We start from the raw sequence: 16,614 nt of genomic DNA, 5'->3' as shown, positions 1-16,614 counted from the left end.
GGCAGCCGGCTCGTCGGCGGGTGGGGAGGCCGCCGCCGGCGGCCATCGCAGGTCACCGTTGAATGAGCAGGTGACGGAGCGACGGGTGGCACCGACACGTCCAGGCGTCGGCACGACGGTGGTCAGGCGGCTCCGGCTGAACCTCTTCGCCCTGGGGTGGCGGCTGCTCCCCGGGTTCACGTTGGGCATCGTCCTGCTCCTGTTGGCGACAGCGACGGTGCCGGCCGCGTCGATCGTGGCGATCGGTCTCGTCGTGGGAGGCGCGGCCAGCGGCTCGTCAGCGGTCGTGCTGGCCGGTGCGGCGTTCGTGGTCCTCTTCGTCGTCGGTCAGCTCTGCAACGTGGTGATCGACGTCCTCGCGGAGCGCTACGGGGGCCGGATACAGGAGAAGTCGGAGCGCGCCCTGATCCGAGCCCGCCTGTCCGACCCCGGTGCGGGTTCGTGGGCTCTCCGGGAGGCGCTGGATGCCGTCAGCTCCGCGCCGCCGATGCGGCGGCTCGTGGTGTCGACGGTGCGTTACCTGCTGCTGCGTGCGCAGGCGGTGATCCCTGGACTCGTGCTCGTGTTCGTGGAGCCGCTCGCGGGCGTCCCGGTCCTGGTCGCGTTCGTCGTGCTGTCCGTGACGATGGAGAAGGACTACACGGCCGAGCAGTCGGCGGCGTATTCGGCGGACGAGGCGAGTGCGCGCGCGGTGTACCTCGCGGGTCTGGCGTTCCACCGCCGCACGGCCCGCGAGGTGATCGTCTTCCGCGCGACCGACTGGGTGATCAGCAGGTTCCGCGAGGCCGCTCACGGTGCCCGTCCGGCCACGCGCATCGGCCCGCCGCTGCTGGCGGCGTCGGTCCTCGCGGTGGTCGCGATGGCGTTCGCGCTGTTCGTGCTGATGCGGGCCGGCCTGGCGCCCGCCCAGGTGGTGATGGGCGTGTCCTCGTTGGTCGCGTTGATGCTCGTCTTCGGCGTCACCATGGACGTGGTCTACTCGTCGATGGGCGTGGAGGTCTTCGACCGGGTCCGGCTCGCGACGACGACGGCACACCCGCGTCCGGTCGGCACCGGCTGGAGTGCTCCCCGAGCGGGGCCGGGCAGCAGGATCCAGTTCGAACGGGTCACGTTCCGCTATCCCGGTGCGGCCGAGCCGGTGTTCTCGGAGCTGAGCTTCGAGGTGGAACTCGGGCGCAGCCTGGCGATCGTCGGCGCGAACGGAGCGGGGAAGTCCACCCTGCTGAAGCTGCTCGTCGGGCTGCTCGCGCCCAGTTCGGGACGGATCCTCTGCGACGGGGTCGAGGTGTCGTCCGAGGCGCTGCGTGTCGCCTGGCGCGACTCGTTCGCGTTCCTCGGCCAGCAGTACGTCCGCTACCCGGCCTCGGCGTACGACAACGTGACGTTGGGCCGCGCGGAGAGTGCGGCCGTGCGCGAACCGCGGGTGCGGGCCCTGCTCGACGACCTCGATCCGGAGCTGTTCGTGCCGGGAGCACCACGCCTCACGGCGGCGATGGGCGCGGGGACCGGCCTCTCCGGCGGGCAGTGGCAACGCCTCGCGACGGCGCGCGCGCTCGCGGGCATGGTGGACGACGATCGGCGCGTGCTGGTGCTGGACGAGCCGACGGCGGCGCTCGACGCGCAGGCCGAGGCGCGGTTCTTCGCCCAGCTCGGCGAACTCGCGGGCCCCGGCCGGACGACGGTGATGGTGTCGCACCGCTTCGCGGGCGTCCGACGAGCGGCCGAGATCCTGGTGCTCCACGACGGCACGATCGCCGAACGCGGGACGCACGCGACGCTCATGCACGACGACGGGACGTACGCGCGGATGTTCCGCTCGCAGGCCGACCGCTACCGGACGCCGAGCGAGGGGGGCGTGGCCAGATGACCTTCCGGGCCGCGCTCCGCGAGCTTCTGGGCCTGTCCATCCGGGCGGATCGGCGTGCCGCCTGGGTCACCCTCGTGGCGTTCACGGTACGACCCGTCGCCACCGTCGCCGCGTCGGTCGCGATCGCGATCATGGTGGCCCTCTGGGCCGCGGGGGAGCCCGCGGCGGGGGTGCCATTCCTGGGCCTGGCCTGTGTGGCCCTGGTGGCGCAGGTGCTGCTCGGCCGCTACTCGCTCGCCGTCTCCGCTGTGCTGATCGACCGGACGAACCGGCTCATCGACGAGGACGTGCAGCGCGCGCTCTACGACGCCAGGTCGACCGAGCACTTCTCGGAGCGGCCCTTCGTCGACGACCTGCAGATCGTGCGCTCCGAGCAGGCGCGGCTCACCGAGGGCGCCGACGTCGTCGGTCTCATCCTCGGCACGACCGTCCGGTTGGCCATGACCGTGGTCATCACGGTGCTGGCGACTCCGTGGCTCCTGCTCATGCCGCTCGCCGCCGTGGGCGCGTACCTGTGCGTCCGGCGGCGCGACGCGGCCGTCGGGGCAGCCCAGCGGGCGGCCGCGGAGAACGCGCGGGTCAGCGGCGAACTGGCGAGCATCGGCATGGACGAGAAGTACACCGACGAGCTGGTCCTGTCCCGGGGGAGCGAGTACCTCCTGGCAGCGCACCGCGCCTCGGCCACGGCGGCGGAGGCGACGCGGACCGCCGGCCTGTGGCGGGGTGCCCGGTGGACGATGCTCGGGGTCGTCCTGACGAGTGCGGCGCTCGCCGTCGGAGTGGCGGGCCTCGTCCACGCGCTCGCGGACGGCACCGTGGGCATGGCGACGACGCTGGCCTCGCTGCTGCTGCTCTCGACGACCACGTCGCTGGTCGGCGCCCTGGCGCGCTATCTGGCGTCCTGCGCGGACTCGGTCCGCGTGGTCCGCTCCCTCGACCGGGTGCGCGGGCGGCTGCGCCGCGACCCGGTCGAGGACAGCCCGGCGGGCGAGGTCTCCGCGATCGAGCTGCACGACGTCTCCTACCGCTATCCCGGAGCCGCCACCGCGGCGGTCGAGGGCGTCTCCCTCCGGCTCGTCGAGGGCCGCATCTACGCCCTCGTGGGCGCGAACGGGAGCGGGAAGACGACCCTCGTGAGCCTGCTGAGCGGCCTGATCGCCCCCTCGTCCGGGGAGATCCGGCTGGTCGGTGCGGGGGCGGCCGACCAGGGCCGGGCGCCGGGGCGGACTGTCGACACCACCTACATCACCCAGGACTTTGCCGAGCTGGAGTTCGAGCTTGGCGACGCGGTGCGGCTCGGCGACGACCGGTTCACCGACACCGACGTCGAAGACGCGGTGGAGAGCGCGGGCCTGGGGCAGCTCGTCAGGGAGCACGGCCTCGGGCTGCCGTTGGGCGCCACCCTGACGAACGGGCGCCGCCTCTCCGGCGGACAGTGGCAGCGCGTGGCACTGGCCAGGGGCTTCCTGCGGTCGGATGCCGCTCTGCTGCTCTTCGACGAGCCGACCGCCGCCATCGACCCGATCGCCGAGGAGATGCTGCTCGACCGGCTCATGTCGCGGGCACGCGCCGTCGCGCGGGAGCGGGCCGGGATCGTCGTCGTGGTCACCCACCGGATGTCGCTCGCGTCCGCGTCCGACGAGGTGGTCCTGCTGCACGAGGGCCGGGTGGCCGGGGTGGGTCCGCACGAGCAGTTGCTCGCCGTGCCCCTGTACGCGAGATTGTACGACGCGCAGCGCGAGGGCTACCTGGGTGGGGACTGACGACCTTTGGGGGTCACCGACCGGGTCAGCCAGGCGGCGTGGCGGACGCGGTGTCGGACTGCGGTGCGATCGCCACGAGCAGTTCGAACCGGGGCTCGCCCGGCACCGCGGCGGCCTGGAACTGTTCCACCACAGACAGCAACGCGGCGCGGAACTCGCCCGCCCGCGTCGGCGGCATGCCCGCTGTCGCGTAACTGACCACCACCCGCTTGGCGTCTGGCGCCTCGCGGTGCATCACGGTCGCGCCGGAGCGCAGGCCGGCCAGGATGTCGGCGTGCACCGTGTCGAAGAGGGTGGTCACCACCTGGCCCATCTCCTCGGCGGTGTCCGGTGCCAGTTCCACCGCCTCGGCCGCGCCGGAGCCGCGCTGGAACGTGATGCTGCGCTGCCCGGCGCCGTAGTGCTTCTCGATGATGCCGTTGACGACCTGGGTGGCGCGCACCTCCAGCAGCCCGCGCTGTTCCAGCAGGCCGAGGTGGTAGTAGAGCTTCTTGGGTGGCATCTGGATCTCGGCGGCGAGTTCCTTCGCGGTCCAGGAGCGCGCGTAGTCGCCCATCATCAGTTCCAGGATCGCCAGGCGGGCCGGATCGGCGAGCGCCTTGAGGGTCTGGACGTCTGAGACGACGCGAGGGGCCGCGGCCATGGCTTCATCCCCTTCAACTAGATGCGGTTTGAAGATCATAGTGGTACGCCCAAAGGAATCTGGACGCCGGGCACCTCTTGACCGCTTGACTTTACTTGGTCATCTGGCAAGATTTGGATGTTGGATAGTCGACACGTCCCACAATCTAGGATCAGGGGTGGCACTTTGCTGTTCGAATCCTGGCTCCTTCTGCATGCGGCAGACCTGGCCGAGCACGCGGCGACGCACCTGATGCTGGCCCTCTCTGCAGCCCCGCACGAGTCCCAGGTGCTGCTGGAGGAGATCACCTACACCCCCACCGGCCTTGACAACGGCATAGTCAGCGTCAACGGAGGTTGTTCCGAGTGCTGAGCGTCCCGTGCTGCGACCCAGTCGATACGTCGTCGTAGGCGCTACCACCTTCCGCCACCCGTCCGGCCGTCTGGTACGCCCCGTGTGGCTGACCACGACCGCCCGGGTCTTCCTCGCCGACCTCGACACCGCGGCCCGGCTCGACGGCCGGCAACCGGGCCCGGGGGACGGGGACCGCGAACAGCGCCTCACCGCCGCCGGGCTGCTCGTCGATGCCCAGCGTGACGAGGCCGCCGAGGTGCTCGCCGCCAGCCGTGCCGCAGCCCGGGACCGGCGCATCCGTGAGTTCGTGGTCATGCCCAGCGCGTACTGCAACATGGGTTGCGGCTACTGCGGGCAGCGCCACGAGCGGAGCCTCCTGCACAGTGGGCATCGCGCCGCGCTGACCGAGCGGGCGGACCGCGCGGTTGGCTCCGGCCGGTACGACGCACTCGCGGTGCGCTGGTTCGGCGGCGAGCCGCTGATGGCGTACGCGGTCCTGCGCGACCTCTCCCGCAGCTTCACGGCGAGCGCCGACGCGGCGGGTGTGCGGTACTCGGCGCGGCTGGTCACCAACGGCGTGTTGCTGGACGTGCGTAAGCTGCGCACCCTGCACGGGGAGTGCCGGGTGGAGCGGATCGAGGTCACTCTCGACGGACCGGCCGCGGCGCACGACGCGGGCCGACCACTCAAGCGCGGCGGCGGTTCCTTCCACCAGATCGTCGGGGTGCTCGCCGCGGCGCTGGCCGAGCCCGAGCTCGCCGGGCTGCGGTTCGTGGTGCGGACCAATGTGGGCGTACACAACGCCGAGCTGGCCGAGCCGTTCGCCGCCGCGCTGGCCGGCGCCGGGCTGGCCCACGACCGGGTGGTCTGTTACCCGGCGCCGATCCACTCGTGGGGCAATGACGTCACGGACATGGCGGTGTCCCGGCGGGCGATGGCGGACGCGGAGCTGGCCTGGTTCGCCGCGTACCGGCGGCACGGGCTGCGGTTCTCGCTCCTGCCGTCCGCGCCGCGGCCGGTGGTCTGCGCCGCCACCACCCGGCACAGCGAGGTCGCCGCGCCGGACGGGCGGATCTACAGCTGCACCGAACAGCCGTTGGTGCCGGGTGTCAGCGATGATCATCTGGGCCGGCTCTCCACTCTAGACCCGGCGGAGCTGCGGCCGACCGGAGCGTTCGACGACTGGTACGACACGGTGGACGCGGGCGCCACCGCGTGCCGGGACTGCGCGATCCTGCCGGTCTGCGGTGGCGCGTGCCCGAAGCTGTGGCGGGAGGGCATGCCACCCTGCCCCGCGCTGCGCGACAATGTCCACCGACGGCTGGACCTGTACGCCGGCGCCGCAGGGTGCACTCCGCTGCCCGTCGGGTCGTGACCGACTGCCCGCCGGCTCATGATCGCCCGGCCGCGAGCTCGCGCCGCAGGTACGTCCGCAGCAGGTTGGGCACCCGCAGCCCGTCCGCCGGTTCGCCGTGTGACGTCCGGACCAGTCCGCGGCCGACGAGCACGTCCAGTGCGCCGACCGTCTCGCCCAACGGGCAGCGGGCCACGGCGGCCACCTCCGGCACGGTCCACGCCCGGTCGTGGCGCACAAGTTCCCGCAGCAGCGCTCGCTGACCGTCGCTCAGCCGGGCCACGGTCGCGCCGAGCAGCCCGCCCAGTGTCCGCGGTCGCTCGTCGCCGCGGGCCGGCACGCCCAGGTCGAGCAACTCGGGCACTGGCAGTTGGGTCAGCTGATGCACGCTGAGCACCCGGCCCTGGCACGCGGCCACCTCCAAGGCCAGCGGCAGGCCGTCCAGCCGCCGGCAGAGCGCGGCGACGGCACCCGCGTTCGCCCGGTCGAGGGTGAAGCCGGGCCGTACCTCGCCGAGCCGTTCGACGAACAACCGCACCGACGGCACCTCGGCGAGCGTCTCCGGGCGGTAGCCGGCTGGCCCTTCGGGACCCGGCGTGGCCAGGGGCGAGACCACCGCCGCCTGCACCCCCGGCACGTGCCAGGGGGCACGCGACGTGCTGATCAGCCGCAGCCCGGGGCAGTACGACAACAGGTCCGCCACCCCGGCGGCGAGGGTGGCCTCCGGCACGCCGTCGAGTACCAGCACCGCCCGGTGCCGGCCGACGAGCCGGCGCAGGTGGGCGATCGCGTCCTGCGCTGACTCGTCGAGCAGCGCCCGCAGCGAGCGCGGTGCCGGCTCGAGCGTGGGTCCGGCGCCCGGCAGTTCCGTGCCGAGCCAGAGCACCGGCCAGTCGTGTCCGCAGCCCACCCGGGCCGCGATCTCCGCGGCCATCCGGGACTTTCCCACCCCGGGCAGCCCGGAGAGCGAGACCATCCGCCGGCTGCCGGAAGACAGCATCTTGACCAGGGCGCCGACCTCGGCGTCGCGGCCGTGCAGGGCACCGATCGCACCCGGCGCCGCCGCCGTGCCGTCGAGATCGAAGGGGCCGGTGCGGCGGCCACTGAGGCTGGCCCGGATGAACTCCTCGCGGGCCACGCCCTGCAACCGCAGGCCGTCGACGAGCAGATGGATGGTCTGGGTACGGGCGTTGGCCCGACCCGCCTCCAGGTCGCGAATGGCCCGGGCGCTGACCGTGGACAGGTCCGCGAGCGCCCGCTGGGTGAGCCCGGCCCGGATCCGCTGGCGGCGGAGCAGTTCGGAAAAGGGCCGATCGGCGGCGGTGTCGGACCCGAGCGGCGCGAGGGGCATGGCGACCTCGGTCATGGTCTGACTCGCGGGTCCGCAAGCGGCTCGTTCATCTTCCGACTCCATTCGCACGTCTAGCCCGATAGAGACATCCAAATCATCTAGGACGACGGGCGGGCGGTCAAGCTTCTCAGGCCGACATGGACGCCTCCGGAGGAGTGCGTTCCAACAGGTCCAGCGAGACGCCGAGAAGCGCGACGGCGAGCGGGTCGTACGAATCCATCGCCGCGTGTTCGGACAGCCGCGCGACGAGGTTGCCCATCCGCGGCACCACCGCGGTCCGCTCTCGGCGCCGCAGCAACGCCAGCCCCAGCGCCGCCTGTGCGGCCAGCAGGTCCAGCAGTTCCAGGTCGTCGAGCTCCTGCGCGTCGGAAGCCGCGGTACGCCGGTCCAACACCTCCAGCACGCCGACGCACTCGTCGTCGGCGATCAGCGGCGCCGCCATGATGCTGGTCGGCAGGTAACCGGTGGAGGCCGCGGCGTCGCGGGCGAACCGGTCCGTCTCCACCACGTTGTCCGCGATCAGCGTCTGGCAGCTCGCCGCCACCCAGCCCGCGATGCCGGTGCCGGCCGGGAACCGCATGCCGACGAGGCTCTGCTGGCCCGCGCCGGCGACCGCAGCGAACGTCAGCTCGCCGGTCTGCGGGTCGACCATGAACACCGAGGACGCCGCCGCCGCGTAGACGTGCCGGGCGACCGAGACCATGGACTGCAGCAGCTGACGCTCGGTGATCTCGCTATGCGACGGGTGCGACATGTACTCCACCTTCATTCCCCTCGGTCGATACGTTCGCGGCGCAGTGGTAAAGCACGCTCTTGAGCTGGAACGGCGTGAGCCACGGATGCTTGCTCAGGGCCAGCGCCGCGATTCCGGCGACGTGCGGCGCGGCGAAGCTGTTGCCGGTGTTGCGGGTGGTGCCGCCACCGGGGCTGGCCACCGGAACCCGTACGCCACGCGCACAGAACTCCACCGGCGGTGTGGCGTTGTAGTAGATGCGCTGCGGGTCGGGCTCCGTGTGGCTGGCCACCGAGATCACCGACGCGAAGTTCCACGGAAAACTCTGGATCGGCAGGTTGTGCGCGGCCACCACGAGCGTGCAGCGGCGGAAGTACGCGCGGTCGCACAGCTCCGACAGCCGGTTGCGGTACTCCAGCCGGCTCGTGGACAGGCTCATGTTGATGATGTCGAAGCCCTGGTCGATGGCGTGCGCCAGCCCCGCGATGAGCGCGCCCCCGCTGCCCGAGCGGCCGTCGGTGAGCACCTTGACCGAGCTGATCGACACCCGCGGGGCGAGTTCGCGGATGATTCCGGCGCAGGCGGTACCGTGACCGGCCGGGTCGCGGGGCTCGCACTCGCTGATTCGCGGCGAACGGCCTTCCTCAGTCACCACCTCCCACGCCTGCTCCACCGGCGCGACCAACGGATGGTCGCCGTCCACGCCGCTGTCCAGCACGCAGACCCGGACCCCGGTGCCGTCTGCGCCGGCCAGCGCCCACTGCCGGTCGATGCTGCCGAACAGACTGGCCGGCACCAGGTTGTCCCGGGAGTCCTGCTGCGACATGCCCCAGGCGGGCATGCCGCGCGCGTGCCTGCGGCGTTCCCGTCGCCACGGCAGAGGATTCACAGCCATGCCCGCACCTCCCCCATCGGCCGGGTCGCCCCGACCGTGGCGTAGCTGTCGATCGCGGCCAGCGCCGTGGCCCGGGCCGCGGCGGGGTCGCCCCATTCCCGGTGCCCCCGCGCCAGTTCGGCCCACACGTCGCCGCGCAGCACGGCGTCGTCCGTACCGGCGAGCAGCGCCTCCAGTTCGGCCTGCAGCGCGGCCAGGTTGTCCAGCCGGAGGCGTACCGCGGTGGACAGGCACAGGAGTCGCCCGCGGGCGTCCATCTCCGCCCTGCGGGCGAGCAGAGCGCTGATCTCCGCGCTCGACGGGTCGCAGCGCGCGCGTTCCCGAGCCGCCTGTACGCGCAGCGTCAGCGCGGTCGACGCGTGCCCGGCCTGCTCCAGCACGGTCGCCGCATGGCGGTACCGCAGCGCCGCCTCGGCGTGCGCGCCAGCGAACGAGGACACCAGCCCGGAAACCTGGTCGATCAGCACCCGGCCCATGGTCAGCCGCAGCTCCACGACGGCCGTCCCCGCCTCGTCGAGTGCCGCGCGGACCCCGGCGTCGTCGCCGATCAGAGCCAGGCCCCGGGCCCGTGCGGCGAGCACCGGGACCAGCAGGAACCGGTCGGCGGCGAACCGATCCGCCAGCTCGGCGCAGGCGGCCAACTGCTCGCTGATCGGTGTCGGCGCCCACTGCCGCAGCTCACAGAGCGCCACCAGTAGCCGGTCCTCCTCGTAGTCGTCGCCGGCGGCTCGGGCGTGCGCCAGCGCGGTCCGGGCCGCACGCTCCGCCGCGCCGAACCTGCCCTGGTCCAGCTGGCGCAACATGTCCACCTGCGCCAGGCGGCACCGGGCCAGCCGGTCCGCGCCGGCGTTGTCCAGCTCGGCGTGCAGCGCCGCCACCGCGATCTCGTCCGGCGCGCCGAGCCGAGCCCTGAGCACCTGCTGCTGCACGCGGCAGGCTGGCCCCGGCCCGGTGTCCGGCCCGCTCCCAGGCGCGGAGGCTGCCGTCAACGCACCCCGGGTGTCACCGGTCAGCAGCAGCGCGTCGCTGAGCCGCAGCGCCGCCACCGACCGGTCGTCGGCCTGCGGAGTGCGCGCCAGAGCCCGTTCCAGCAGGCCGATCGCCGCCGGCAGGTCGCGCTGGCGTAGCGCGGCGGTGCCTTCCCGTAGCAGGGCCCGGGCCGCCGAGCGGGCCAGGTGCCCCCGATCCGGGTCGTCCGGGCGCAGGTCGTCGAGGAGGCGTACGGCCGCGTCCAGATGGAACGCAGGGCTGATGTCGTGCTCGGCGAGCTGCCGGTGCCAGGCCAGCCGCTGGTGCTTGTCGAGCCGTCCGTAGGCGACCTCGTGCACCGGCTGCTGCACGAACCGGTACCGGCCGGCCGGCAGGGTGGGCGCGATCAGGTGCCGGGCGACCAGCGCGTCCAGGTCGGCCTCCGTCGCCGCTACGCCGAGCGCGGCGAGCTCGTCCGCGGCGAACGTGGCGCCGACGACCGCGGCCGCGGCCAGCAGTTCCTGGGCCGGCGTCGGCAGCCGGTCCAGCATCGCGCCGACCAGGGCGGTGATGGTCGGCGGCACCACGTCGGCGGGCCGTCCGGGGGCGGCGGACTCCAGCATCAGCCGGATGAACAGCGGATTGCCGGCACTGTGCGTGGTCACCCGGTCAACCACCCCGAGGTCGTGCGCCTGCACCTCGGCGCCGGCCATGGCCAGTTGCGCCGCCAGTTGCGCGCTGTCGTCCGGGGTCAGCGCGGCCACCTCGAGCACGTCGCGGGCGGGCAGCGTACGCAGCCACGCCGCCTGCGACTCACGTAGCTCGGGCCGCGCCACGCAGATCATCAGCACCGGCTGTCGGACCAGGTCGGCGGACAGTTCGCCGAGCAGCCTCAGCAGTGACGGCCCGGCCCACTCCAGATGGTCCCAGACCACCACCAGGGGGGTGGTGGCCGCTGCGGTGATCAGCTCGCGGGCGGCCCAGGCCACCTCCTCGACACCCGCTCCGAGACAGGCGGAGGGGGCCCGCCCGCGCGCGGCCGCGCGTACGTCGTCCAGCACCGCGGCCAGCCGGGGGCGCGTCCGCAGCAGCGCGCCGACGGCCGGAGACCGCTGTGCCAACTGGTCCAGCACCTGCACCAGCGCGACGGCGTCGCCGCGCGGGCCGTAGGACGGGCAACTGCCGTAGGCGGCGTACGAAAGGGCACCGGAGCGCTGGAGCTCACCGACCGCCTCCCGGGCCAGGCGGGTCTTGCCGATCCCCGGCGCGCCGACCAGGAGCATGGTGCGGGCCCGCCGGTCCGCCGCCACCCGGTGGTACGCGGCGCGTATGCGGTGGCGTTCGGCGTCGCGGTCCACCATCGGGGAGCCGTCGTCGTCGGCGTCGCCAGCCGGTCCGGCGACCCGCAGTGCCGGCACGGGTCGGGCCTTGCCCTTCAGCGTCAGCGGCGGTACCGGCTGCATGGCATAGTGCGGCCGGGCCAGGTCGGCGACTGTCTCGTTGACGATGATCTCGCCCGGACCTGCCGCCGACTGCAGGCGTGCGGCCAGGTTCACCACGTCGCCGACGACCCGTAGCCCGGCCCGGGATGAGTGGGTGACCAGCGCCTCACCGGCAGCGATGCCGCAATGGATCTCCGGTGGACCACCCGGGCCGGGCGTGGCCAGCCCGGCCACGTCGGTGCGGATCTGCCCCGCCGCCCGTAGCGCCCGCAAGGCGTCGTCCTCCCGCGTGTGGGTGGCGCCGAACACCGCCATCACGGCGTCGCCGATGAACTTCTCCACCACGCCGCCGTGCTCCTGCACGGCGCCGGAGCACAGCTCGTAGTACTGCTCGAGCATCAGTTGCAGGGGCTCCGGATCGACGCGTTCGGCGAGCCGGGTCCAGCCGACCAGATCCAGGAAGAGGACCACCACCAGTCTGCGGCTCACCGGGCGTCGCCTCCCGCGCTCAGAGGAGCTTCAGGTTGTGGGCGAGCACGTCGCCCTCAGCGTCACGCAACCGCTGTTGCAGGGCGACGAGCACGGCCGTCTCGGCCTCCGTCAGCGCCGCCAGCACCTCGCACTGCGCCGCGCTGAGCTGGTCGACGGGGCAGCCCGCCGAGCGGAGGGCGTCCAGGGGGTCATGCATTCTGCTCACCTACCAAATGGGTCGGAACGTCCGGACGGTCGTACGGTGGCGGCCAGATGTCGATCGGCAGCAGCCGGTGGACATAGCAGTAAGCCACCAGCTCGGCCCGGTTTCGACAGCCGAACCGGCCGAGCAGCACACTGATCTCCTCGCCCACGGTGTGTCGGCTGAGCCGTAACTCGCGGGCGGCGCGGTCGGTGGTGTAGCCACGCGCCAGCATGGCCAGCAACTGCAGGTCGCGGGCAGACACCCGGTCAAGTGGCGGTGCGCGCATCGGAACGGCCTCCTCTCGACGTCGCCTCGACGAACAACTGCCGCACCATCACCGCGGCCAGGAACGACATCCCTGTCCAACCGGCCCGGCGCTGGTAGAACAGCCAGTCGCCGTCCGGGTTCGCCTCCAGCAGCACCACCTCACCGGCGGAGGTGAGGAGCAGGTCGAACGCGGCGTAACGCAGTCCCCACGCGGTGGCCAGCGTGCGTACCGCCGCCGCGACCGCGGCCGGGCACTCCACCCGGGTCACCGTCACGACGTCCGGGTCGGTCCACCGCGCCGCCGGTGTGGGCTGGCGCACCTGGAACGCGCAGAGGCCGCCGTCGAGGTGGTAGACCCGCAGTTCGGCGGCGTGTTCCACGTACTCCTGCAGGACCACCGGCCGGCCGGGGTGCCCCGTCGCCGTGGCCGCGTCGAGCACGACCGGCAGGTGCGACGCCCAGCGCTCCGGGTCCGGTTCGACCAGTCGGAAGTCGGGCGTCTTCACGATCACCCGGGCCGCGCCGAGGCTCCTGGCGCTGGCGGCGATGTCTGTGGTGAGCAGCGTGCGCGGGGTGCGTACGCCGAGCGGTCGTGCCTGCCGCAGTTGGTCGGTGCCGAGCGGGGCGGGTCCGGGCACCGTGACGTCGGCGGCCGCGGCGAGCTGCGCGAGGAAGCGCGAGCACGCCACCGCGTCGAGCGCGGTGACCGAGCCGGCCGGCCGGGCGTGCGCGGTCAGCGTGTCGGGCGCGCAGTGGCGGGTCCACACCACCGCGGGCCGGACCCGGCGCCCGGCGACCTCCAGGGTCCCCGTTTCCGGATCCAGGCCGACAGCTTGGGCGGACAGGTCGCGGGCGGTCAGCAGAATTGACGGCGTGTGAAATCCGTCGGTCAGCAATTCGTGCACGCCGGTCAGTTCCGCGCCGCCCGCGCCATTCACCAGCACCACGGCGGGATGCGCGTTCTGCTCACTGGAACCGGACAGTGCCATACACAGATGCTAGGGACCGGGAACGGCTTGCAATGGCAGCTAGGCGGCAGCTTCGCGGCAGTTCCGTTCGAGGTGGTTTCCCTGCGATCTGGTTCCCGTACGGTCGCAGCAATATTTGGCGATGGCGAAGGAGGGAGGGGACGTGGCGGGTGACATGGTGGACGCGGCCGAGCTGACCAAGTGCTATCGCGGCAAGGCGACGCCGGCCGTGGACGGCGTATCGTTCGAGATCAACGAGGGGGAGACCGTCGGGCTGCTCGGACCCAACGGTGCGGGCAAGACGACCCTGATGAAGATGATCTGCGGGGTGACCCCTCCGACCAGCGGCCGGATCCGGGTCCTTGGTCGGGATCCGGTCGAGGATCCGGTGGTCACCAAGCACGGTATCGGCGCGATGCACCAGTCCGGCCCCTACGACCAGATGCTGTCCGGCCTGGACAATCTCAAGATTGCCACGCGGTTCCGTGGGCTGTCCTGGCGCGAGACCGAGCCGTGGGCGATGGAGGTGGCCGCGTACCTGGGGCTGACCGACGCGTTGCAGCGGCTGGTCTTCCAGCTCTCGGGCGGGCAGCGGCAGCGGCTGCAACTGGTCCGGGCGTTGCTGACCATCCCGCGGCTGCTGGTGCTGGACGAGCCGTCCGCCGGCCTCGACGTGGCGGGCCGCCACCAGGTGGAGCGGTTCGTGCACTGGCTGCGTGCCGAGCACGGCGTGACCGTGCTCTGGACCAGCCACCACATCGACGAGATCGAACGCAACTGCCAGCGGGTCCTGGTGATCAGCCAGGGCCGGGTGCTGCGTTTCGCCCAGCCCCGCGAGCTGATCCGCGAGTTCGGAGGTAGCGGTCTCGTGGTGACCACGGCCGACCAGGTGGCGGCGAAGGTCGTCGCGGAGTGGGCGGACGGCGCCGGCTATCTGGCCACCGTCGACGACACCGAGGTGCGCATCGCCAACGCCGGTGACCACGACGTGCTGCCCGCGCTGGTCCGACACTGCTCCGACGCGGGCGTCGCGATCAGCAGCTTCGGCACCGTCACCGACTCCCTGGAGCAGGTGTTCCTGCGGATGACCGAGAAAGGCTGACCGTGGCCGAGCTGACGTTCACGCACACCCCGCCGGTCTCGACGGCGAAGGCCGCCGACCTGTCCGCGGTGTTCTACCGCGAGTACGCCCTGCTGGCCCGCAACCGGGTCAACCTGATCTTCGGTCTCGCCCCGACGCTCGTCTACCTCCTGCTGGTCAACACGTCGCTGGGCAATGTGGTCGGCGACATCGACTACCGGGGCACGACGCTGCCGTTCGAGATGTTCCTCCTGCCGATGGTGCTGGCCATGTCGGTGGTCAGCGCGTCCGGTACCACGGGCATGGCGCTGTTCCAGGAGGAGATGAGCGGCGTGTCGACCCAGTTGTGGTCCTGGCCGTTGCGCCGGTCCCGGTTCCTGCTGGGCAAGATCCTCGCCGGAGTGTCGCTGGTGCTCGCGCAGACCCTGCTGGCGCTGGGCGTGGCCGTCGTGCTGTTCCGGTATCCGTTCCCGGTGTCGCACTGGATCACCATGCTGGCGGCCCTGGTGCTGGCGTCGGTGGCGTTCAACGGGTTGTTTCTGGCGGCGGCCATCCTGATCCGTGACTACCGCACGTTCTCGGTGCTCAGCACCGTCTCCGTGCTCGTGCTGGTGTTCACCGCGCCGTCGGTGTCACCGGTGGAGCAACTGCCGACGGTGCTGCGCTGGATCTCAGTGGTCAACCCGGTCACGTACGCGATCAACGGGATGCGCGACGCCCTGGTGTCCGGCTTCGGTGCGGCCTGGCCCAGCCTGCTGGTGCTGGTCGCGGTCGCGGCCGTCACGAACGTGGTGGCCGGCCGGGCACTGCTGCGCCGCACCCGGAACCTGTGAACCGGGGTGACGCGCACATGGCACCACGGGAAGCCGTCGCGTCCGGGCACGTCACGGTCGCCGGACCGGCGGCGGGGTGCCCGGTGACCGGCGGGACCGCCACCGCCCCGGTGTTCGACCCGACCGCCGCCCGGCACCGCCCGGACCCGCATCCGCTGCTGCACCGGATGCGCGCGCAGGCTCCGGTCTACCGCCACCAGGCCCCGCGCAGCGGCCGCGCGTTCTGGTACGTGACCCGCTACGCGGACGTGCAGCGGGCCCTGCTCCACCCGCAACTCGGCCGTCAGCTCGACCGCCTGCCGCCGAACCTGGCCACCGTCCACCGGCAGGCCACGGGCGATCCGCTGGTGATGCTACGGCGCAACGTGCTCCACCTGGACCCGCCCGACCACACCCGGCTGCGGCGGTTGCTCGCACCCGCGTTCGGCGCCCGCACCATGGCCACGATCGACAGGCACGTACGCCGCGTCGTCGCCGAACTGACCGACGCGATGGCGCCGGCCCGCGGGCCCGTCGACGTGATCGAGGCGTTGGCGCTGCCGCTGCCGGTGCTCGTCGTCGCGGAGGTGCTCGGGTTCCCACTGCACGACCGGGACCGGCTGCGCCACTGGAGCGATGAGATCGCCCGCAGCCGCGACCCGCGGCGGGCGCACCGGGCCGGGGTGGAGTTCACCTCCTACCTGACGAAGGTGATCGCCGAACGTGGCGAAGCGACGGGCGACGACCTGCTGTCGGAGCTCATCCGGGCGCACCGCGACGGTGGGCGGCTCAGCCGCGCCGAGCTGCTCGGCGGGGTGTTCCAGCTGCTGCTCGCCGGCGACGAGACCAGCGTCAACCTGATCGGCAACGCGGTGCTGGAGTTGCTGCGGCACCCCGACCAACTGGCCCGGCTGCGGGCGGCACCGGACCTGATCGACTCGGCGATCGAGGAGGTGATCCGGTTCAACGGCCCGGTCGGGCACACCGGCCAGTTGTACGCGCTGGCCGACGTGGAGATCGGCGGCACGGTGATCCCGCGCGGCGACGTGGTGGTGCCGGTGCTGCTGGCCGCGAACCGCGACCCGGCGGTCTTCGCCGACCCGGACGTCTTCGACATCGGCCGGCACCCCAACCGGCACCTCGGCTTCGGTTACGGCATCCACTTCTGCCTGGGCGCCGCGTTGGCGCGGATGCAGGCCCGGGCGGCGGTGGGCACGCTGGTACGCCGTTTCCCGGCGCTGCGGCTCGCCGTCGACCCGGCCGATCTGCGGTGGACGCCGGAGCTGTTCCTGCACGGCGTACGCCAACTGCCCGTGCTGCTCCAGCCGACATCCGGAGAAGTGTGAGCCGCGATGCCGTCGTTCATCCAGCTCGTGTCGTCCCGTAGCGCCGGCTTCGCCCTCGGCGGGATCGGCCCACCTTTCTGAGGCACCCGGATCGAATTGTCGGCGCCGATCTGA

Annotated in this window: 15 protein-coding genes; 7 read left to right on the top strand and 8 right to left on the bottom strand. The window is 72.5% G+C overall.

The genetic code is table 11. The features are described 5' to 3' along the window. The first annotated feature begins 85 nt into the window (after window positions 1-85). Entirely contained in the window at window positions 86-1,867 is a 1,782-nt protein-coding gene (locus GA0070610_RS26310; RefSeq protein WP_157747238.1) for an ATP-binding cassette domain-containing protein, read from the top strand. After that, complete coding sequence (locus GA0070610_RS26305; protein ID WP_089002526.1) at window positions 1,864-3,630, top strand: ATP-binding cassette domain-containing protein; 1,767 nt, start codon at window positions 1,864-1,866, stop codon at window positions 3,628-3,630. The genes GA0070610_RS26310 and GA0070610_RS26305 overlap by 4 nt, the downstream gene beginning before the upstream one ends. A 25-nt stretch (window positions 3,631-3,655) precedes the next feature. Here the strand turns inward: GA0070610_RS26305 and GA0070610_RS26300 are convergent, their stop codons facing one another. Continuing rightward, window positions 3,656-4,273, bottom strand: a complete 618-nt coding sequence (locus GA0070610_RS26300) for an ArsR/SmtB family transcription factor (protein WP_089002525.1) — start codon at window positions 4,271-4,273, stop codon at window positions 3,656-3,658. Between the two features lie 165 nt (window positions 4,274-4,438). On the opposite strand from GA0070610_RS26300, the gene GA0070610_RS26295 reads away from it, so the two are divergent. Together GA0070610_RS26295 and GA0070610_RS26290 are read left to right on the top strand one after the other, a co-directional pair. Next, on the top strand, window positions 4,439-4,624 hold the full coding sequence (locus GA0070610_RS26295) for a hypothetical protein (protein ID WP_089002524.1): 186 nt from the start codon (window positions 4,439-4,441) through the stop codon (window positions 4,622-4,624). 82 nt (window positions 4,625-4,706) lie between these two features. Continuing rightward, window positions 4,707-5,981: a radical SAM/SPASM domain-containing protein gene (locus tag GA0070610_RS26290; protein WP_231925818.1), complete on the top strand. Its 1,275-nt coding sequence runs from the start codon at window positions 4,707-4,709 to the stop codon at window positions 5,979-5,981. 16 nt (window positions 5,982-5,997) lie between these two features. Here the strand turns inward: GA0070610_RS26290 and GA0070610_RS26285 are convergent, their stop codons facing one another. From GA0070610_RS26285 to GA0070610_RS26255, 7 genes are all read right to left on the bottom strand, one after another. Then, on the bottom strand, window positions 5,998-7,326 hold the full coding sequence (locus GA0070610_RS26285; protein ID WP_172896598.1) for a helix-turn-helix domain-containing protein: 1,329 nt from the start codon (window positions 7,324-7,326) through the stop codon (window positions 5,998-6,000). 112 nt (window positions 7,327-7,438) lie between these two features. After that, a complete protein-coding gene (locus GA0070610_RS26280; RefSeq protein ID WP_089002521.1) occupies window positions 7,439-8,065 on the bottom strand; it encodes a GAF domain-containing protein in 627 nt (208 codons plus the stop codon). Further along, window positions 8,046-8,939, bottom strand: a complete 894-nt coding sequence (locus GA0070610_RS26275; RefSeq protein ID WP_231925817.1) for a S8 family serine peptidase — start codon at window positions 8,937-8,939, stop codon at window positions 8,046-8,048. The genes GA0070610_RS26280 and GA0070610_RS26275 overlap by 20 nt, the downstream gene beginning before the upstream one ends. Beyond that, window positions 8,930-11,839, bottom strand: coding sequence for an adenylate/guanylate cyclase domain-containing protein (locus GA0070610_RS26270; protein ID WP_089002519.1), 2,910 nt, complete (start codon window positions 11,837-11,839; stop codon window positions 8,930-8,932). The genes GA0070610_RS26275 and GA0070610_RS26270 overlap by 10 nt, the downstream gene beginning before the upstream one ends. Before the next feature lie 19 nt (window positions 11,840-11,858). Beyond that, on the bottom strand, window positions 11,859-12,038 hold the full coding sequence (locus GA0070610_RS26265) for an aroma-sacti cluster domain-containing protein (protein ID WP_089002518.1): 180 nt from the start codon (window positions 12,036-12,038) through the stop codon (window positions 11,859-11,861). Continuing rightward, window positions 12,031-12,312 carry a response regulator transcription factor gene (locus GA0070610_RS26260; RefSeq protein ID WP_089002517.1) on the bottom strand — a complete coding sequence of 94 codons (282 nt, stop codon included), beginning with the start codon at window positions 12,310-12,312 and terminating at the stop codon, window positions 12,031-12,033. Before GA0070610_RS26260 ends, GA0070610_RS26265 begins: the two co-directional genes overlap by 8 nt. Then, entirely contained in the window at window positions 12,293-13,282 is a 990-nt protein-coding gene (locus GA0070610_RS26255; RefSeq protein WP_089002516.1) for an ATP-grasp domain-containing protein, read from the bottom strand. Before GA0070610_RS26255 ends, GA0070610_RS26260 begins: the two co-directional genes overlap by 20 nt. 121 nt (window positions 13,283-13,403) lie before the next feature. Here GA0070610_RS26255 and GA0070610_RS26250 point away from each other — a divergent pair, with 121 nt between their 5' ends. The 3 genes from GA0070610_RS26250 to GA0070610_RS26240 are packed head-to-tail and all read left to right on the top strand — an operon-like array spanning window position 13,404 to window position 16,500. Next, window positions 13,404-14,363: an ABC transporter ATP-binding protein gene (locus GA0070610_RS26250; protein ID WP_089002515.1), complete on the top strand. Its 960-nt coding sequence runs from the start codon at window positions 13,404-13,406 to the stop codon at window positions 14,361-14,363. A 2-nt stretch (window positions 14,364-14,365) separates the two neighbouring features. Further along, window positions 14,366-15,175: an ABC transporter permease gene (locus GA0070610_RS26245; protein ID WP_157747237.1), complete on the top strand. Its 810-nt coding sequence runs from the start codon at window positions 14,366-14,368 to the stop codon at window positions 15,173-15,175. Between the two features lie 17 nt (window positions 15,176-15,192). After that, window positions 15,193-16,500, top strand: coding sequence for a cytochrome P450 family protein (locus tag GA0070610_RS26240; RefSeq protein WP_157747236.1), 1,308 nt, complete (start codon window positions 15,193-15,195; stop codon window positions 16,498-16,500). Window positions 16,501-16,614 lie beyond the last annotated feature (114 nt).

The organism is Micromonospora echinofusca (assembly GCF_900091445.1).
GTDB classification, from domain to species: Bacteria; Actinomycetota; Actinomycetes; order Mycobacteriales; family Micromonosporaceae; genus Micromonospora; species Micromonospora echinofusca.
The sequence above is the reverse complement of the archived record's forward strand: the minus strand, read 5'-3'. Positions and strand labels throughout refer to the sequence as shown.

Coding starts and splice junctions, on each gene's coding strand:
- GA0070610_RS26305 (WP_089002526.1), top strand. CDS start 1,864: ATGACCTTCCGGGCCGCGCTCCGCGAGCTTCTGGGCCTGTCCATCCGG.
- GA0070610_RS26300 (WP_089002525.1), bottom strand. CDS start 4,273: ATGGCCGCGGCCCCTCGCGTCGTCTCAGACGTCCAGACCCTCAAGGCG.
- GA0070610_RS26285 (WP_172896598.1), bottom strand. CDS start 7,326: ATGACCGAGGTCGCCATGCCCCTCGCGCCGCTCGGGTCCGACACCGCC.
- GA0070610_RS26280 (WP_089002521.1), bottom strand. CDS start 8,065: ATGTCGCACCCGTCGCATAGCGAGATCACCGAGCGTCAGCTGCTGCAG.
- GA0070610_RS26275 (WP_231925817.1), bottom strand. CDS start 8,939: ATGGCTGTGAATCCTCTGCCGTGGCGACGGGAACGCCGCAGGCACGCG.
- GA0070610_RS26265 (WP_089002518.1), bottom strand. CDS start 12,038: ATGCATGACCCCCTGGACGCCCTCCGCTCGGCGGGCTGCCCCGTCGAC.
- GA0070610_RS26260 (WP_089002517.1), bottom strand. CDS start 12,312: ATGCGCGCACCGCCACTTGACCGGGTGTCTGCCCGCGACCTGCAGTTG.
- GA0070610_RS26255 (WP_089002516.1), bottom strand. CDS start 13,282: ATGGCACTGTCCGGTTCCAGTGAGCAGAACGCGCATCCCGCCGTGGTG.
- GA0070610_RS26250 (WP_089002515.1), top strand. CDS start 13,404: ATGGCGAAGGAGGGAGGGGACGTGGCGGGTGACATGGTGGACGCGGCC.
- GA0070610_RS26240 (WP_157747236.1), top strand. CDS start 15,193: ATGGCACCACGGGAAGCCGTCGCGTCCGGGCACGTCACGGTCGCCGGA.